Source organism: Paenarthrobacter sp. UW852 (assembly GCF_024608385.1).
Classification (GTDB): Bacteria; Actinomycetota; Actinomycetes; order Actinomycetales; family Micrococcaceae; genus Arthrobacter.
In genome coordinates this window covers 448459-463123 of record NZ_JAMSGY010000002.1, presented here as the reverse complement: position 1 = coordinate 463123, position 14665 = coordinate 448459, and the positions used below count along the sequence as shown (strand labels likewise).

The 14665-nt window shown below is 64.1% G+C and carries 12 protein-coding genes and 1 riboswitch; of the genes, 6 read left to right on the top strand and 6 right to left on the bottom strand.

The features are described from left to right. Positions 1-93: 93 nt before the first annotated feature. Positions 94-987, bottom strand: a complete 894-nt coding sequence (locus NEK97_RS05275) for a matrixin family metalloprotease (RefSeq protein WP_257368868.1) — start codon at positions 985-987, stop codon at positions 94-96. An 84-nt stretch (positions 988-1071) separates the two neighbouring features. Then, positions 1072-2244 (bottom strand): VIT1/CCC1 transporter family protein, encoded by a 1173-nt coding sequence (locus NEK97_RS05270; protein ID WP_374111510.1) that lies wholly within the window; start codon positions 2242-2244, stop codon positions 1072-1074. 226 nt (positions 2245-2470) lie between these two features. Here NEK97_RS05270 and NEK97_RS05265 point away from each other — a divergent pair, with 226 nt between their 5' ends. Continuing rightward, the gene (locus NEK97_RS05265; RefSeq protein WP_235519049.1) at positions 2471-2662 is read left to right on the top strand and encodes a hypothetical protein; all 192 of its coding nucleotides are present in this window, start codon (positions 2471-2473) and stop codon (positions 2660-2662) included. On the opposite strand, the gene NEK97_RS05260 is transcribed toward NEK97_RS05265, so the two are convergent. Then, entirely contained in the window at positions 2659-3015 is a 357-nt protein-coding gene (locus NEK97_RS05260) for a hypothetical protein (RefSeq protein ID WP_257368867.1), read from the bottom strand. The two genes, NEK97_RS05265 and NEK97_RS05260, sit on opposite strands and share 4 nt — an antisense overlap. A gap of 16 nt (positions 3016-3031) precedes the next feature. Then, a riboswitch (SAM riboswitch) is annotated at positions 3032-3151 on the bottom strand. Positions 3152-3377: 226 nt separating this feature from the next. Further along, positions 3378-4919, bottom strand: coding sequence for a sodium:solute symporter (locus NEK97_RS05255; RefSeq protein WP_257368866.1), 1542 nt, complete (start codon positions 4917-4919; stop codon positions 3378-3380). Positions 4920-5186: 267 nt separating this feature from the next. Here NEK97_RS05255 and NEK97_RS05250 point away from each other — a divergent pair, with 267 nt between their 5' ends. After that, complete coding sequence (locus tag NEK97_RS05250; RefSeq protein WP_235519052.1) at positions 5187-5762, top strand: helix-turn-helix domain-containing protein; 576 nt, start codon at positions 5187-5189, stop codon at positions 5760-5762. Positions 5763-5864: 102 nt separating this feature from the next. Here the strand turns inward: NEK97_RS05250 and NEK97_RS05245 are convergent, their stop codons facing one another. Together NEK97_RS05245 and NEK97_RS05240 are read right to left on the bottom strand one after the other, a co-directional pair. Continuing rightward, a complete protein-coding gene (locus NEK97_RS05245; protein ID WP_257368865.1) occupies positions 5865-6560 on the bottom strand; it encodes an endonuclease domain-containing protein in 696 nt (231 codons plus the stop codon). A 419-nt stretch (positions 6561-6979) separates the two neighbouring features. Then, complete coding sequence (locus NEK97_RS05240; protein ID WP_257368864.1) at positions 6980-8953, bottom strand: amino acid transporter; 1974 nt, start codon at positions 8951-8953, stop codon at positions 6980-6982. Positions 8954-9169: 216 nt separating this feature from the next. Here NEK97_RS05240 and speB point away from each other — a divergent pair, with 216 nt between their 5' ends. The 4 genes from speB (at position 9170) to NEK97_RS05220 (ending at position 14659) form a co-directional block, all read left to right on the top strand. Beyond that, a complete protein-coding gene (gene speB, locus NEK97_RS05235) occupies positions 9170-10231 on the top strand; it encodes an agmatinase (protein WP_257368863.1) in 1062 nt (353 codons plus the stop codon). After that, positions 10228-11931 (top strand): thiamine pyrophosphate-binding protein, encoded by a 1704-nt coding sequence (locus NEK97_RS05230; protein ID WP_257368862.1) that lies wholly within the window; start codon positions 10228-10230, stop codon positions 11929-11931. Before speB ends, NEK97_RS05230 begins: the two co-directional genes overlap by 4 nt. A 196-nt stretch (positions 11932-12127) precedes the next feature. Continuing rightward, positions 12128-12610, top strand: coding sequence for a MarR family winged helix-turn-helix transcriptional regulator (locus NEK97_RS05225; protein WP_257368861.1), 483 nt, complete (start codon positions 12128-12130; stop codon positions 12608-12610). 9 nt (positions 12611-12619) lie between these two features. Then, a complete protein-coding gene (locus NEK97_RS05220) occupies positions 12620-14659 on the top strand; it encodes an MFS transporter (RefSeq protein ID WP_257368860.1) in 2040 nt (679 codons plus the stop codon). Positions 14660-14665: the final 6 nt, after the last annotated feature.

Genomic DNA, 14665 nt, shown 5'->3' with positions numbered 1-14665 from the left:
CGGGTGGTGGGGGCGCCGCCGTCGACCGTAACCGTCAGCATAAGTCCGGCGACGCCGCGAGTCCATGGCGCGACTGCTGGAAAGCGAAGCTTGTCAGATGTCCTTGCGGCAGGGTGCCGATGCCAGCAGGTGCAAGCCGTTCAGGTCGCCGGCGGCAAGCCCGTCCGGTGCCCCGATTTCCGGGTACATGAGTTGGATGGGATCGTCCACGTGGTCCAAGCCCATGACATGCCCCAGCTCGTGTTGCATGACCGCCAGCACGTAGTCCGCGCCTCCGCTGGACATCAGCTCTGTCACCTGTGGGGTGTCCAGCTCCAAGCTGCCGGTGATGTAGCTTTTGGGGCCGTTGTTGAGGGAGTACATGGTGCTGCCGCCAGTACCGATCACTTTGTCGGCCAGGGCCGGTGCGACCTCCGGCGTCGTCCAGGAAATCAGGAGCGGAGCCCACCGGTCTCCGTATTTGGCGGGTTGGTAGGGTTCGCGGCGCTCAACCGGCAGCTCGTCGGTGGTGCCGTCGTTGACGAACTGGATGCCGGACGCAGCAGAAATGTTCGCGATGGCGGTGGTCAGCAGCGCGTCGGATCCTTCCGGTGCGGTTGCGTTGTTGACGACGTAATGCAGCGGCCGGCAGGGCGAGTACCCTACGGGAGTGCCGTCGTCGTTGGTCGCCAGGAACTTGTAGGAATCGTTGGTGGTTCCGGGCGCCGGCGGTGAGGCCAGCGGGGCGTCTGCTTCCTCAAGCCCCGGCGGCGGTGCGTCAACGGGGCGGGCGGCTTTCCCTTGCCCCTGGCTCCCTTGCTGCGGCGTGCCGGGCACACCCGCCCCGGGAAAGAGCGCTGTAATGCGGGGGTCGCCGTGCAGGTAACCGCTGACCAGGACGGCAATGACGGCCGCGACGACGGCCAGGAGGACACCGCGGAGAACACGCAAAGCAGTTCCCGTGCGCCGGTGCCTGGGCACACGCACTTCTTCCCGCTCCGGGTCCACGGCTCTCCATTCCTCACGCCCTGGTCACGCGGGGCAGCGCGGAGGACGAACCAACAGTACGGGCTGCGGCCGGAGCCGTCCAACTCAGACGATCGCTGCGCCGAAGAGCAATCCCAGTCCGTACGTGGCGGCTGCCGCTCCCAGGCCGATCGCAAGCTGCCGCAGGCCGCGGCTGAGGGGCGATGTACCGGACAGAAGGCCGACGACGGCGCCGGTCGCCAACAGCGCGATGCCCACCAGGACACCGGCCACCATGAGCGCCGCGACACCGGTCATGCCGAACAGGAACGGCAGGATGGGGATGATGGCGCCCGAGGCGAAGAAGCAGAAGCTGGACAACGCTGCGCCCCAGGCTGAGCCCACGGATTCGTGCTCGTCCTCGGCCGGCTTCTCGGGCTGCAGGGAAAGGCTGGGATCGCAATCGCAGCTGAACAATCCCATGCGTTCGGCGGCCCGGTGCTCGGCCGCTTCCTGGGTCATGCCGCGGGCCAGATACACCAGAACCAGTTCGTTGTGCTCAATGTCCAGGGACGGCGCAGCGGTAAGCGTGGCCTGCGTGGGGAGGGTGGCGTTGAGCAGTTCCCGTTGTGAGCGCACGGAGACGTATTCTCCTGCGCCCATGGAAAGGGCTCCGGCCAGCAAACCCGCCACGCCGCTCATCAACACCACCGGGCTGGGCACTCCGGTGGCGGCCATACCCATGACCAGGGAAAGGTTACTGACCAGGCCGTCGTTCGCGCCAAAGACTGCGGCGCGGAAGGTGCCGGACAACCTGTTCCGGCCACGGGTTGCGAGCCCGCGGACCACTTCTTCATGGATCTGCTCATCGGCCACCATGGCTGGCGTTGCGGCCGGCTCGGTGCCGTAGGGGGAGCGGCCTTCGGCCCGCTGCGCCAAAGCGAGCACGAACACCGATCCGAAGTTGCGGGCCAGGAAGCCCAGGAACTGGCTGCGGCCGGACGCCGCCTTGGGCATTCCTGCGTGCTCCCCGAGGAGCTTGAGCCAGTGGGCTTCGTGCCTGCCTTCGGCCTCGGCCAAGGCCAGGAGGATCTGGCGTTCTTCGCCGTCCCGGCGTTGGGCGAGTTCCCGGTATACGGCGGCTTCGGCCCGCTCGTCCGCCAGGTACTGACGCCAACGCCTGATGTCCGAGGACGTCGGCGCGGTTTGTGGTGCTTCGGCCTCTTGCGGGGCTTCGGTTTCGTTGATGGGGTCCGGAACGGGGCTCGACGGACCGTGGGATTCCTGGTGCTGTTGCACTTTTTCTCCTGTGCTGGGTGGGGTAGTTGCGGCCCCATTGCACGCCCCACACTACCGGTTATTCTCGGGGATTTTTGGCTGGTATTCCTCAACCGGAATGTTCGGTGCACCGTAATTTCGGCCCCTTGACCGGTCCGTGGGCCGGTGCTCAGATGGAATGACAGGGGCGGGGTCTCCCGCGCAAGGTCATCGGGTCGTTCGCGGCCCAAGGGACGGAGGTTGCATCATGAACACCACCGAATCACACGCCAATTACCCGGAGCGGGCAACTGTGGAGTCCGACCCGGCCTACGACTACGCGGAGGACCAGGAAGTGGACGAGCCCTGGGTGGAGGAAGTGGACGCACCGGAGGATGACGAACGGGTGGTCCCGATCGATGAAACAGACGACTTCCGGGAGGAAGACGAAGAGGATTAGGCAGCTTGCTCCGGGAAGGTAAAGTGCCTCGGCAGCCCCATGGGCTTCCCGACGGCGGCAACGGTCACCGTCAGAGTCCCTGACGCAGCGCACCATTGGGTGGGGCGGACGGCCTGCGCAAGCGCCCGGGCGATCAACCGCGGATCGGGGTGCCGGACCGTCACGCTCTTCGCTCCGGTCGCTATGGTGACGATCCCCAGGAAGAGGTCGACGGCGGGGATCACCGTAACCTTGCTGGCTGCGGGTTCGGCGGGGGTGCCGGTTTTTTGCGAGTCGGGTTTCTTCGCGCCGGTAGTTTGGGCGCCGGGTGCCGGCGACGTGGGGGCTTGGCTGCTGTCGGCGTGGTACGGCAAGGTACTTCTCCTTGGGGGAGTGCTCTTGCCCGCTCGGTTGTCTTGGGTCCGGGGCGGGCCGCTTCCTCATCCGAACCACCCGTGAACATGGGGTTGGTGTGTGGCCAGTCGGAGCTTGGCACCACATCTCTTGAAGCTGGCACAACACTACCGCACGCGGCGCTCTCGTTGTGGGGCTCGCTCTCTTTCTGGGGCGCTCTCTCGTTGTGGGGCCTGCTCTGCAGCGTTGGATGGAGTTAGAGCCCGCAGAGCAGGCCCCACAACGAGTACTTTCTGGGGGTACAGCAAAACGGCGACGCTGCCCCGTGAGGGGAGCGCCGCCGTCGGGCGTTGCTTTGTGTCGCTTGTCCTGCGTGTTCGGGTCAGTAGGCCTTATTGGAGCTGACCGGGTGTGCTTCGACCGGCAGTTCCTCGGAGATCGCACCTGCCACGCGCTTGTCCCAGGCGGCCCGGACTGCGGGGTCGGTGCGCGGCGTCAGGAGCGAGATGACCACGTAAACGAGGAATGAGGCCGCCAGGCCGTAGTAGATGGGTTCGTTCGCGTAGACGCCGTCTTCGCTGGGGATGACTCCCACGGCGAACATGATCAGCAGGGCCAGGGTCAGCACCGAGCCGACTGCCATGGACCATGCAGCCGCGATGCCTGTGCCGCGCTTCCACACCAGGCCGCCGAGGATCGCGACCAGGAGTCCGCCTACCAGGATGTCGTAGGCGATGGTGAGGGCCACCACCACGTCCTGCGCGGCCATGGAAATCAGGACCGCAACGATGCCCAGGCCAAGGACCCAGTATCGGTTTGCCTTGACGTCGTGCTCGGGGTTTTCGGTGTCGTCAGTGTTGATGGTCTTGCCGAACCAGCTGGCCACGAACGGGACGACGTCGGCGCGCGCAACCGTTGCGGCGGCGATCAGGGCGCCGGAGGCGGTGGACATCATGGCGGCGACAGCCGCTGCCATGACCAAGCCACCGATGCCCACGGGGAGGATGTGGGTTGCTACCTCTGCGTACACCACGTCCTTGCCGAGGTTTGCGACGTCGATATCCGGCAAGGCCACGCGGGCTGCCAGGCCGATCAAGGCACCTGCGATGCCGTAGAGGATGCAGTAGACACCGGCCGTGGCGCCGCCCCAGCGGGCAACGGTGGGGGTCTTGGCGGTGAAGACGCGCTGCCAGATGTCCTGGCCGATCAGGAGGCCCAGCGTGTAAACAACGAAGTACGTGATGATCGTCTGGGTACCGATGCCGTCGATCTGGAAGAAGCTGTCCTTGAGGCGCCCACGGATGCCGTCCATGCCGCCCGCAGCGTTCATGACGAACGGCAGCATCAGGAAGAAGATGCCCACGGTCTTGATGATGAACTGCACCTGGTCAGCCAGGGTGATGGACCACATGCCGCCAATGGTTGAGTAGACCAGCACGATTGCCCCGCCAACGGCGATTGCCAGCCAGCGTTCCCAATCGAAGAGCACCACGAAGATGGTGGCGTAGGCGCCAGTGGACGTGGCGCACAGCATCAGGGTGTACGCGAGCATCACGATGCCGGATGTCTGCGTGGCCTTGCTGCCGTAGCGGAGGCTGAGCATCTGGGAGACGGTGTAGATCTTCAGGCGCTGGATGGTGCCGGCGAAGAGCAGGCTCAGCAGCAGCACACCGGCGCCGATGGCCACCACGAGCCACATACCGGAAATGCCGAACTTGTAGCCCAGGCCGACGCCGCCGACGGTGGATGCGCCACCGAGGACCACCGCGGCCATGGTGCCTGTGTAGAGGAAGGGGCCAAGGCGGCGGCCGGCCACCAGGAAGTCGCTGTTGTTCTTGGTGCGGGACTTGCCCCACCAGCCGAACGCCAGCATGGCGAGCAGGTACACCACCACGATTGCGATGTTTATAGCCGAAGATTCCATGAACGGTCCTTGGAGCTGATGCACGGAGGTTGGGGATTTCGACGATACTCCTGCGAAGGGTCGAAGTCTCCGTGCTGACGATTGGAGATTGGGGAGGGTGTTGTATGCCTCACAGACAACACTTGTTGCCTCAGAGGATATGTTGTGATGGGAGTAACAGTCAAGATGCTTAAGTCATGCTTCGGCCGTTTCTGGTCCTCCTTTTGCGCGCTCCGGCTACTATTGCTCCAATGACAGGGCCACATGACAGGCCTGAAAGGTTCGTGAATGAAGGCTCTCCCCGTTGAACCAAGCAACGTTCCAGTTGCCATCGGTTCCAGAATCCGCGCAGCCCGGCAGGCGCAACGACTCACCATCGAGCAGGTGGCAGACGCTACCGGTCTGACCAAAGGGTTCCTCAGCCGCGTGGAGCGGGACCTGACATCGCCGTCGGTCGCGTCGCTTGTCACGCTGTGCCAGGTTCTGTCCGTCTCCGTGGGGGACTTGTTCGCCGCGCCGGAAACCCACCTGACCAAGCGCGACGACGGCCCCCGCATCTCCCTGGGTGGCCAAGGGATCGTGGAACGCCTGCTGACCGCGCGCTCCGAGCGTCGCCTGCAGATCCTGCAGGCCACCATCGAACCCCGCGGCCGCGGTGAGAACGAGCTGTACGCAGTGGATTGTGACGTGGATGTCCTGCATGTGGTCAAGGGCCGGATCAAGCTCATCCTGACCAACGAGGAATACGACCTCGCAGAAGGCGATACCCTTTCCTTCCCTGGCCGGGAGCCTCACACCTGGATCAACCCCACGGACGAAACCGTCGAAGTGCTCTGGGTCCTGGTGCCCGCTGCGAGCCGGTAGTTCTTTCCTCTTCGCGCGGAGCCTCTGTGCTCCTTCCCGGTTGCCTCGCTTCCGGGGGTTCCCGGTGATCCTTTGCCCTGTAATTCCGGGGTTTGCTTGGACTTACTTGCTGACCAATCGGGGAGGAGCGTTGCGCCGCCGTTCCAGCACTGCCCGGATTTCCGCTATGACCCGGCCCGGTTCGTACCAGACGGCCTCCGGCGGGTAGCGGAGGACGGAGAATCCCTTAAGCGTGGACGCGTTGTTGCGGAACAGATCCCGACGCAGAGCTGACCGGTCCGCATGGAAAGCGAAGCCATCCACCTCGACAATGAGCACTCCTTCGATCAGGAAATCCACGCGGCCGATGCCCGGGAGTTGCACTTGAGCATCGTAGGCAATGCCATGGCTTTTTAGGAGGTGTTGGGTATCGACTTCCACGATGGACTCGGCCCGTAGGTCGAGTTCTTGAAGTATCAGCAGTGATGGGCGGGATTTGTGGGCGCTGAGTTCGCCCCGCAGCAAGGCCAAAGGGACTCCGCGGAGCCGGACAGCTGAAACTGCCATCGCTGCTGCCGCATTGGGTTGGAGGCACCCCAGTGAGTGAATCACCGCATCCTCGACGCTTGCGAGCGGAAGTACAGGATCGGCGTCGAACCTTATGGTCCGGTGCCGCACGAAACCTGAGCCGTGGCCGTGATCGCAAGCCAAATGGTGTTGTTCGGGCGGGTTCCTGAGCCACAGGCCGTAATAGCTGGCTGCGCTGGCGCACGTAACTTTGGCGTTGTTCCGATTGCCGTGGCAAATTCCGGTTTGCAACCCTTGAGCATGAAGACGCCGCGTCGAGGTTGCTTGGCTCCCTGTTCTGGCAGCCGGGAAATTTCCGCGCGTGAGTAGCCTGCGGCCAGAAGTTGCCTGGTGCGGGCAACCCCTCCGATTGTCTGTAAGTACTGGATGGCGTCCATCCAGCCAGTCCAGTGGGCTCGAGGGGCATTGGGAATGCGGGAATCGCCGCATGTGGGAAACGTGGGCGGCTGTCCGGATGGTTGTGCCGGCGTTCCTCCCCGTTTGGACCAGTCCGCAGCTGCGTTCCTCCCCGTTTGCTTTGACCCAGGAGGCCCAAGGCCCCAGGGCGAGCACGGAAACCCGGGATCCATGCGTGCCCTTCCCGCCCAGCAACTGGGGAGGAGCGAGGCGCAGGCGGCGGCCAACTGGGGAGGAGCGCGGCGGGGGAGGAGCTAGCCCACGTGGACCCAGGGCCGGCGGGTGATGTCCGGCTCCGCTTCCCGCAACACTTCGCGCGTTACGGGCGCGATTTCGCCCTCGCCGAAGAACAGGAACTTGCTGAGGTTGGAGATCGGGTTGCCCTCGGTCCAGCGGAAGTAGATGTGCGGCATCAGGCCGGTGACATCGCGAATGTGCAGCAAGACGGCGGCCAGGGTATTGGGCACGTTGTTGCTGTGCACTTCCAGGATCTTGAAGCCGTGCCTCTCCTTGCCCACCACCTGCAGTTCCTGCTCAAAGTCGGAGCTGTCGTCCACGATGATCTCGATGAACACTGCGTCGCAGTCGACGGGAAGGTGGTTTGCCTGTTGGGCGTGCTGGAGCTTTTCCCGGTAACGGTCCGCGCTCACGTGCTTGGGTTCGTGGGCGATGATCCGGACCGGCCCCTCGGCATGGTTGGCCGTGAACTCCAGCGCTTTCTCGTCCAGCTTGATATGCGTAGCCCGCAGTTCGAACGCCCGGCGCATGCGGGAGATGAAACTGACCACCATGATGCCGACGATGAAGAGGGCCGCGATCTTCAGGCCATCCGGGCGTTCGATGGAGTTGACCACCGTGGTGTAGACGAAAACCAGGGAGATGATGCCGAAGCCGATGAACTGTGCCCGCTGCTTCTTGCGCCGCGCGGACAGGGTCACCGCGATGGAAGCGGAGGTGATCAGGACAAGTACCCCGGTGGCATAGGCGCCGCCCTGGGCGTTGACGTCGGCCTGGAAAATGATGGTCACGATGAAGGCGATGACCGTGAAGACCAGGACCAGTGGGCGCAGGGCGCGGGCCCAGGCGGGAGCCATCCCGTAGCGGGGAAGGTAGCGCGGCACGAGGTTGAGCAAACCTGCCATGGCTGATGCGCCGGCGAACCAGAGAATCGCGATGGTGCTGACGTCGTAGACCGTTCCGAAGCCGTCACCCAGGAACCTGTGGGCGAGGTAGGCGAGCGCGCGGCCTTCGGCTTTGCCCCCGGATTCGAATTCGGCCGCCGGAATAAGCATCACTGTGGTGAAACTGGAGGTGATGAGGAACGAGCTCATGATGATGGCTGCTGTCGTCAGGAGCCGATGGGCACCCTTGATGCGTCCCACAGGGTTGGCGTCAGTGTCGGACGGATAGCCCTTGATCTGCGGCATGACGGCCACGCCGGTCTCGAATCCGGACAGGCCCAGGGCAAGCCGGGGGAAGACCAGGAGCGCCAGGGCGACCATCATGATGGGGTCGCCGTGCGAGGTTGTCAGTGCTGTCCACCAGTTGGTGACGACGTGTGCTTCGGTGAAGAGATGCCCAATGGAAACCGAAATCACCACCAGGTTCAAGGCCAGGAACGCAGCCACCAGGACGACGGCCACATTGATGGCCTCCTTAAAACCGCGAAGGAAGACCACGCCCAGACCAGCAATCAGCGCCAGGGTGATGACGACGTGCTGCCCTTCAAGAAAGTCCGGTGCGAAGGGGTTCTCGATGAGGTGGGCGGTGGCGTCTGCGGCCGACAAGGTGATGGTGATCATGAAGTCGGTGGCAGCGAAGCCCAGGAGCGCCAGGACGAAAAGCTTGCCGCTCCAGCGGGGGAGGAGGCGCTCCAGCATGGCAATGGAGCCTTCGCCTCGGGGGCTTTCCCTGGCCACCCTGCGGTATACGGGCAACGCGCCGGCCAGGGTTGCCACCACTAGGAGCAATGTTGCCAGGGGGGAGAGCAGGCCCGCTGCCAACGCCGCGATGGCGGGCTGGTAGCCGAGCGTGGAGAAGTAGTCCAGGCCGGTGAGGCACATGACCTTCCACCACGCCTGCGGCTTGTGCGACTCTGAGGGCTGGCCGTGGGGGCCTTGCCGTTTGCCTGATGTGTCCGGCATTCCTTCCAGCAGCCAGGGCTTGAGCTTGAAGGAGTCTTTTTGCCGGTTGGCCGGATCGGCCGGAGGCCTCGACAGGGTGGTCACGGTGTCCTTTCGCGCAGCACGGTGCTGCTCCCGGTCGAGCGTAGGACCGCCGTCGACGCCGAAACCCCGGTTTTTATGGAATCTTTACGCCTGCTGTGATGGGCGTCTCAAGCTGAGGCAAAGTTGTAAACAGATGATGCTTATTAGGCAACTTCGAGTGTATGATGGGTGTCACAGTCACAGATTCACCCCCGATCCACTAAGGAGTGGCGCATTTTGGAAGAGCTCCGTATTGAGGCCAACGGCAACCTTGGTCCCATCGATTCGTCCCGCATCCCGCGCTATGCCGGTGCCGCCACCTACGCCCGCCTGCCCCGCCTTGACCAGGTAGCAAAGGCTGACGTCACAGTTGTTGGCGTTCCGTTCGACTCAGGCGTCTCGTACCGCCCGGGCGCGCGCTTCGGCGCCAACCATGTGCGTGAGGCCAGCCGCCTGCTGCGCCCGTACAACCCCGCCTGGGATGTCAGTCCCTTTGAAAACATCCAGGTCGCCGATGCAGGCGACATGGCTGTGAACCCTTTTAACATCAACGAGGCCATCGAGACCATCCAGCAGAACGCCCTGGACCTCACCGCCAACGGCAGCAAGCTGGTCACCCTCGGTGGCGACCACACCATCGCGCTGCCCCTGCTCCGTGCCGCGGCCGAGCGCGCCGGCGAACCCATCGCCATGCTCCACTTCGACGCGCACCTGGACACCTGGGACACCTACTTCGGTGCCGAGTACACCCACGGCACCCCGTTCCGCCGTGCCGTGGAAGAAGGCATCCTGGACACCGAAGCCATTAGCCACGTTGGAACCCGCGGTCCGCTGTACGGCAAGAAGGACCTCGACGACGACCACCGCTTCGGGTTCGGAATCGTCACCTCCGCGGACGTCTACTACCAGGGCGTCCTGGAGACGGTCGCGAAGATCCGGGACCGCATCGGCAACCGCCCGCTGTACATCTCCGTGGACATCGACGTCCTGGATCCGGCGCACGCACCCGGCACCGGTACCCCCGAGGCCGGCGGCATCAGCAGCCGTGAACTCCTTGAAATCATTCGCGGTTTCCGTGGAATGAACCTCGTTGGCGCGGACATCGTCGAGGTTGCTCCCGCCTACGACCATGCAGAGATCACCGGTGTTGCCGGAAGCCATGTTGCCTACGAGCTCGTCACCCTGATGGCAGACAACGCCGTCGAGGGTGATCGACTGGGTGCCCCCAACGGCTACGCCCAGCAGGCCCTGGGTGCCCGCATCGAGGAGCTCGCGAAGGCCTCGGGAGAGCAGCGATGATCGATTTCGATCCGGGTACAGCAGCCCCCACCAAGGGCACCAACCAGCGCAATGGCGGGGACCTCGTCGTCGAGACCCTTGAAGCGCTGGGCGCGAAGACTGTTTTCGGTATCCCGGGCCAGCATGCGCTGGGCCTCTTTGACGCCATGGGCCGCGGCAACCTGCATTTCGTATCCTCCCGGGTGGAGAACAACTCGGCGTTCGCCGCTGACGGCTATTCCCGTGCCACAGGGGAGGTGGGTGTGCTGTTCCTGTCGACGGGTCCCGGCGCGCTGACGTCCTTGGCCGGTCTCCAGGAGGCCTACGCCACCGGTGTTCCGATGGTGGTTGTTGCCAGCCAGATCCCGCTCGATGGTTTGGGCGCACGCCGCAAGGGCATGCTGCACCAGCTTGATGACCAGAAGGCCTCGGCTGCGAACGTCACCAAGAGCCAGCGCCTGATCCAGCACGCTTCAGGCATTCCGTCGGCTATCCAGGATGCGTGGACCGAGGCGATTTCCTCGCCGCAGGGTCCGGTGTGGATCGAGATCCCGCAGAACGTCCTGCTGGACCCGATCATGGTCCCGCCGGTGGAAGACGCATTGGCCGAGGCCTTCGACAATCCGCCCCGCGTTGAGCTCGTGCGGGAGGCCGTGAAGTGGCTTTCGACGGCGGAACGTCCGGCGATCATCGCCGGCGGCGGTACCCGCCGTGGCCGGGCCGAGAAGTCTCTGCTCTCCATCGCCGAGCAGCTCCGTGCGCCGGTGATCTGCACACCCGGCGGCAATGGTGCATTCCCGTGGAACCACGAACTGTCCTTGCAGTCCTGGATTGAGGACCGGTACATGACCGATGTCCTCGAAGACGCTGATGTGCTGATCGTGATCGGCTCATCCTTGGGCGAGGTCACTTCCAACTACTTCACGTTCGAACCGCGAGGCCGGATCATCCAGATCGACGCCGAACCACGCGTCCTCGAGTCCAACCGTCCCGGCCTGGGCATCCGCGCCGACGCCGGACAGGCACTCGCGGCCCTGGACGAAGCGCTCTCAGAGGCAGGCGCCGGAACAGCGAACAAGCGGGACTGGCACGGAAGCAGCCCGGAAGACGTGGTCAAGGAGTCCCTGGCCAAGGTGAAGGCACGGCTGGAATCCCAGGACCTGGCCAAGGAACTGAAGTTCATGTCGGACATCCGTGAGGCTGTTCCGGCGGACATGCAGACGTTTTGGGACATGACCATCTCCGCGTACTGGGGCTGGAGCTGCTGGGACGCCCGGCAGGGCCAGTTCCACTCCGCCCAGGGCGCAGGCGGCCTCGGCTACGGTTTCCCCGCGGCGATCGGCGGGGCTGTGGGCTTGGAAACCACCGGCAAACCGAGCCGTGTGCTCGCTGTGTCCGGTGACGGTTCCTCGATGTACTCAATCTCCGAACTCGCCACGGCCAAGCAGCACAACGTCCCGGTCACGTGGCTGATCGTGGATGACGGTGGCTATGGGATCCTGCGCGAGTACATGGTGGGGGCCTTCGGCCAGGCCACCGCCACGGAACTCGCCCGCCCGGACTTCGTCAAGCTTGCCGAGTCCTTCGGTGTCCCGGCCCGCCGGGTTGCCCCGGAGGAAGTGGGGGACGCGCTCAAGGCGTCCTTCGAAGCGGACGGACCCAACGTCGTCGTGGTTGAAACGCTGCTGAAGATGTTCGGCCCCACGCACCTGGACGACTAAAACGCCAACAGTCAGCCCCCGCACGGAACACCGTGCGGGGGTTTTCTGCGTTGTGGGGCCCGCTCTGCTCCCCAAATTCGTTCATTGGGGCGCAAAGCGGGCCCCACAACGCCTCCACGAATCCCATCATTAGTTTCCCAAAGCAATCAATATGAGTTATAGTTGCTTTAGGCAAACAAAAAAGGGGTGTGTCTCCATGTCCGTCGGTTCTGCCACCGCAACCGATCTTGTTCATCAAATCTTCGATCTCCAACGAACTCTGCGTTGCGTGGTGACTGCCCATATGGCCCGCGTTCCCGACGTCGGAATGGCGCTCCAAGGTGTCATGCGGTTCATCGGCGAGGGGGACGCCCGCGCGACGCAGCTCGCTTCGCGCTTGGGTGTCAGCGCCCCGGTCCTGAGCCGGCATATCGCGGAGCTCGAAGAGCTCGGCTTTGTGGTCCGGCGGCCCGATCCGGCAGACGGCCGGGCGCAATTGCTCGCCCTCACGGAAAAGGGTGCGGCGAAACTGCACGAATTCGAAGAACAACGCAGCGTGAGACTGCGGGATTACCTGGCGGATTGGAGCGAGGCTGACGCCCTCGAGGCCTCCCAGGTGCTCAACAAACTCACAGAGTCCCTCAAGGACTCAATCCGGGCAACGGCGGCCGGCTCCATCACAACAAACCAGACAGCTTAGGAGCCCGGAATGGCTAAACCAACACAAACCCCGACGGCGGTGGGCGCACCAGCAACTGCTGCCGCGCCCATGACGCACCGCCAGATCATGGAAGCCTTGACCGGCCTCCTCGCGGCATTCTTCACGGCGATCCTCAGCAGCACGATCGTCGCCAACGCACTGCCAACCATCATGTCCGAGCTCAAGGGCACCCAAACGGACTTCGCGTGGGTCATCACGGCAGCGCTCCTGGCGAACGCTGCCACCACGCCCATCTGGGGCAAACTCGCTGACCTCTTCGACAAGAAGCTCCTGGTCCAGCTGAGCATCATCATCTTCGTGGCGGGCTCGGTCATGGCCGGCTTGTCCGAGACCATCCCGCTGCTGCTGACCGCACGCGTCATCCAAGGTATCGCGATGGGTGGCCTTACAGCCCTGGCGCAGGCGATCATCGGATCCATGATCCCGCCGCGCGACCGCGGAAAGTACTCGGGTTACATGGGCGCTGTCATGGCAGTCGGCACCGCTGGCGGCCCGCTGCTGGGTGGCTTCATTGTTGACAGCCCGCTCGGCTGGCGCTGGACATTCTTCGTCTGTGTTCCCTTGGCCGTTGTGGCACTGATCCTCCTCCAGATCACCCTCAAGATTGAGCACATCAAGCGCCCCGCCAAGATCGACTGGCTTGGTTCCATCCTCCTGACCTCGGGCGTCAGCCTGCTGCTGATCTGGGTTTCCTTCGCCGGTAACCCGGACTACTACGACTGGTTCTCCTGGCAGTCCGCGCTCATGGTCGGCGGCGGCGTGGCCTTGCTTGCCCTCCTGGTGTTCGTGGAAACCAAGGTTGCCCAGCCGATCATCCCCTTGAAGATCATCTCCGAGCGCACCACTGCACTGGCCATCGTTGCTTCGATCGCCGTCGGTATCGCCATGTTCGGTTCCTCCACCTTCCTGGGCCAGTACTTCCAGGTGGCCCGTGGTGCTACGCCTACCGAGGCCGGCCTGCTGACGCTGCCCATGATCGCCGGCAACCTTATTGGTTCCGTGGCATCGGGTGTGCTGATCAGCCGCTTTGGTAAGTGGAAGAGGTTCCTGATCGCAGGTTCGGTGCTGCTCATCGGTGGCCTGGCCTTCGCCGGCACCATGGACCACACCACGGAACTCTGGATCGTTGCCATCTACACCGGCGTGTTCGGCCTCGGCCTGGGCATGCTGATGCAGAACCTGGTGCTGGCCGTACAGAACACCGTCCAGGCCAAGGACATCGGAACGGCAAGTGCTTCGGTGGCATTCTTCCGGTCGGTGGGCGGCGCGATCGGTGTCTCCGTCCTCGGTGCCATCATGTCCAACCACGTGAAGGACCTTGCCGTGGAAGGAATGGCCGCTGCGGGCATTCCGGTCCAGGGTGGCGGCTCCGGGGCCAGCATGGACCTAGCCGACATGCCTGCGCCCATCGCCGACATCATGCGGGCTGCATACGGCGACGCAACTGCACAGATCTTCCTTATTTCCGCCATCATCAGCGTGGTTGCCCTCCTGGCCGTTCTGTTCATCAAGGAACGTCCACTGCGCCGCACGGTTGATGCCGCTCCCGAAAAGGAACTGATTGCCACGGCCTCCGGCGATGCTGGAATGTCCCTGGACACGTCGTCCCTGGACGCCGTAAAGACCGACGACGGCGGCAGCGGCCTGGGTGCCGAACGCCCCGCCGGTGGGGCGGACCGCCAGATTCCGAAGCAGGATTCCGGATCCGACCTGGACCTGGAATTTGCCCGGATCCTCACCCAGGAACGTCCCCACGCCGCGGGTGACGTCAAGGAAGTCCAGGAGCAGCTGTCCCGGACGCAGTACGTCCTGGCCGAACAGCAACTGCAGCTCAGCCGAGCCAATGTTGAACTGCAGGCACGCCTGCGGGAGCAGCAGGCAATCGCAGAGCAGCAGGCCGCCACTGCCGAAGAGTTGGCAGCCATCCGCAAGGAGCTCAAGCGCGAACGCAGGCAACAGGAGCGTATGGCACTGCTGCTTCTTCAGGGAGCCGAAGCCCGTGCCGACCACGGTAAGCACGCCGGCTAATCCGAC

Excerpts from the sequence above, each read along its gene's own strand:
- NEK97_RS05255 (WP_257368866.1), bottom strand. The coding sequence starts at position 4,919 with ATGGAATCTTCGGCTATAAACATCGCAATCGTGGTGGTGTACCTGCTC.
- NEK97_RS05220 (WP_257368860.1), top strand. The coding sequence starts at position 12,620 with ATGGCTAAACCAACACAAACCCCGACGGCGGTGGGCGCACCAGCAACT.
- NEK97_RS05230 (WP_257368862.1), top strand. The coding sequence starts at position 10,228 with ATGATCGATTTCGATCCGGGTACAGCAGCCCCCACCAAGGGCACCAAC.
- NEK97_RS05250 (WP_235519052.1), top strand. The coding sequence starts at position 5,187 with ATGAAGGCTCTCCCCGTTGAACCAAGCAACGTTCCAGTTGCCATCGGT.
- NEK97_RS05265 (WP_235519049.1), top strand. The coding sequence starts at position 2,471 with ATGAACACCACCGAATCACACGCCAATTACCCGGAGCGGGCAACTGTG.
- NEK97_RS05225 (WP_257368861.1), top strand. The coding sequence starts at position 12,128 with ATGTCCGTCGGTTCTGCCACCGCAACCGATCTTGTTCATCAAATCTTC.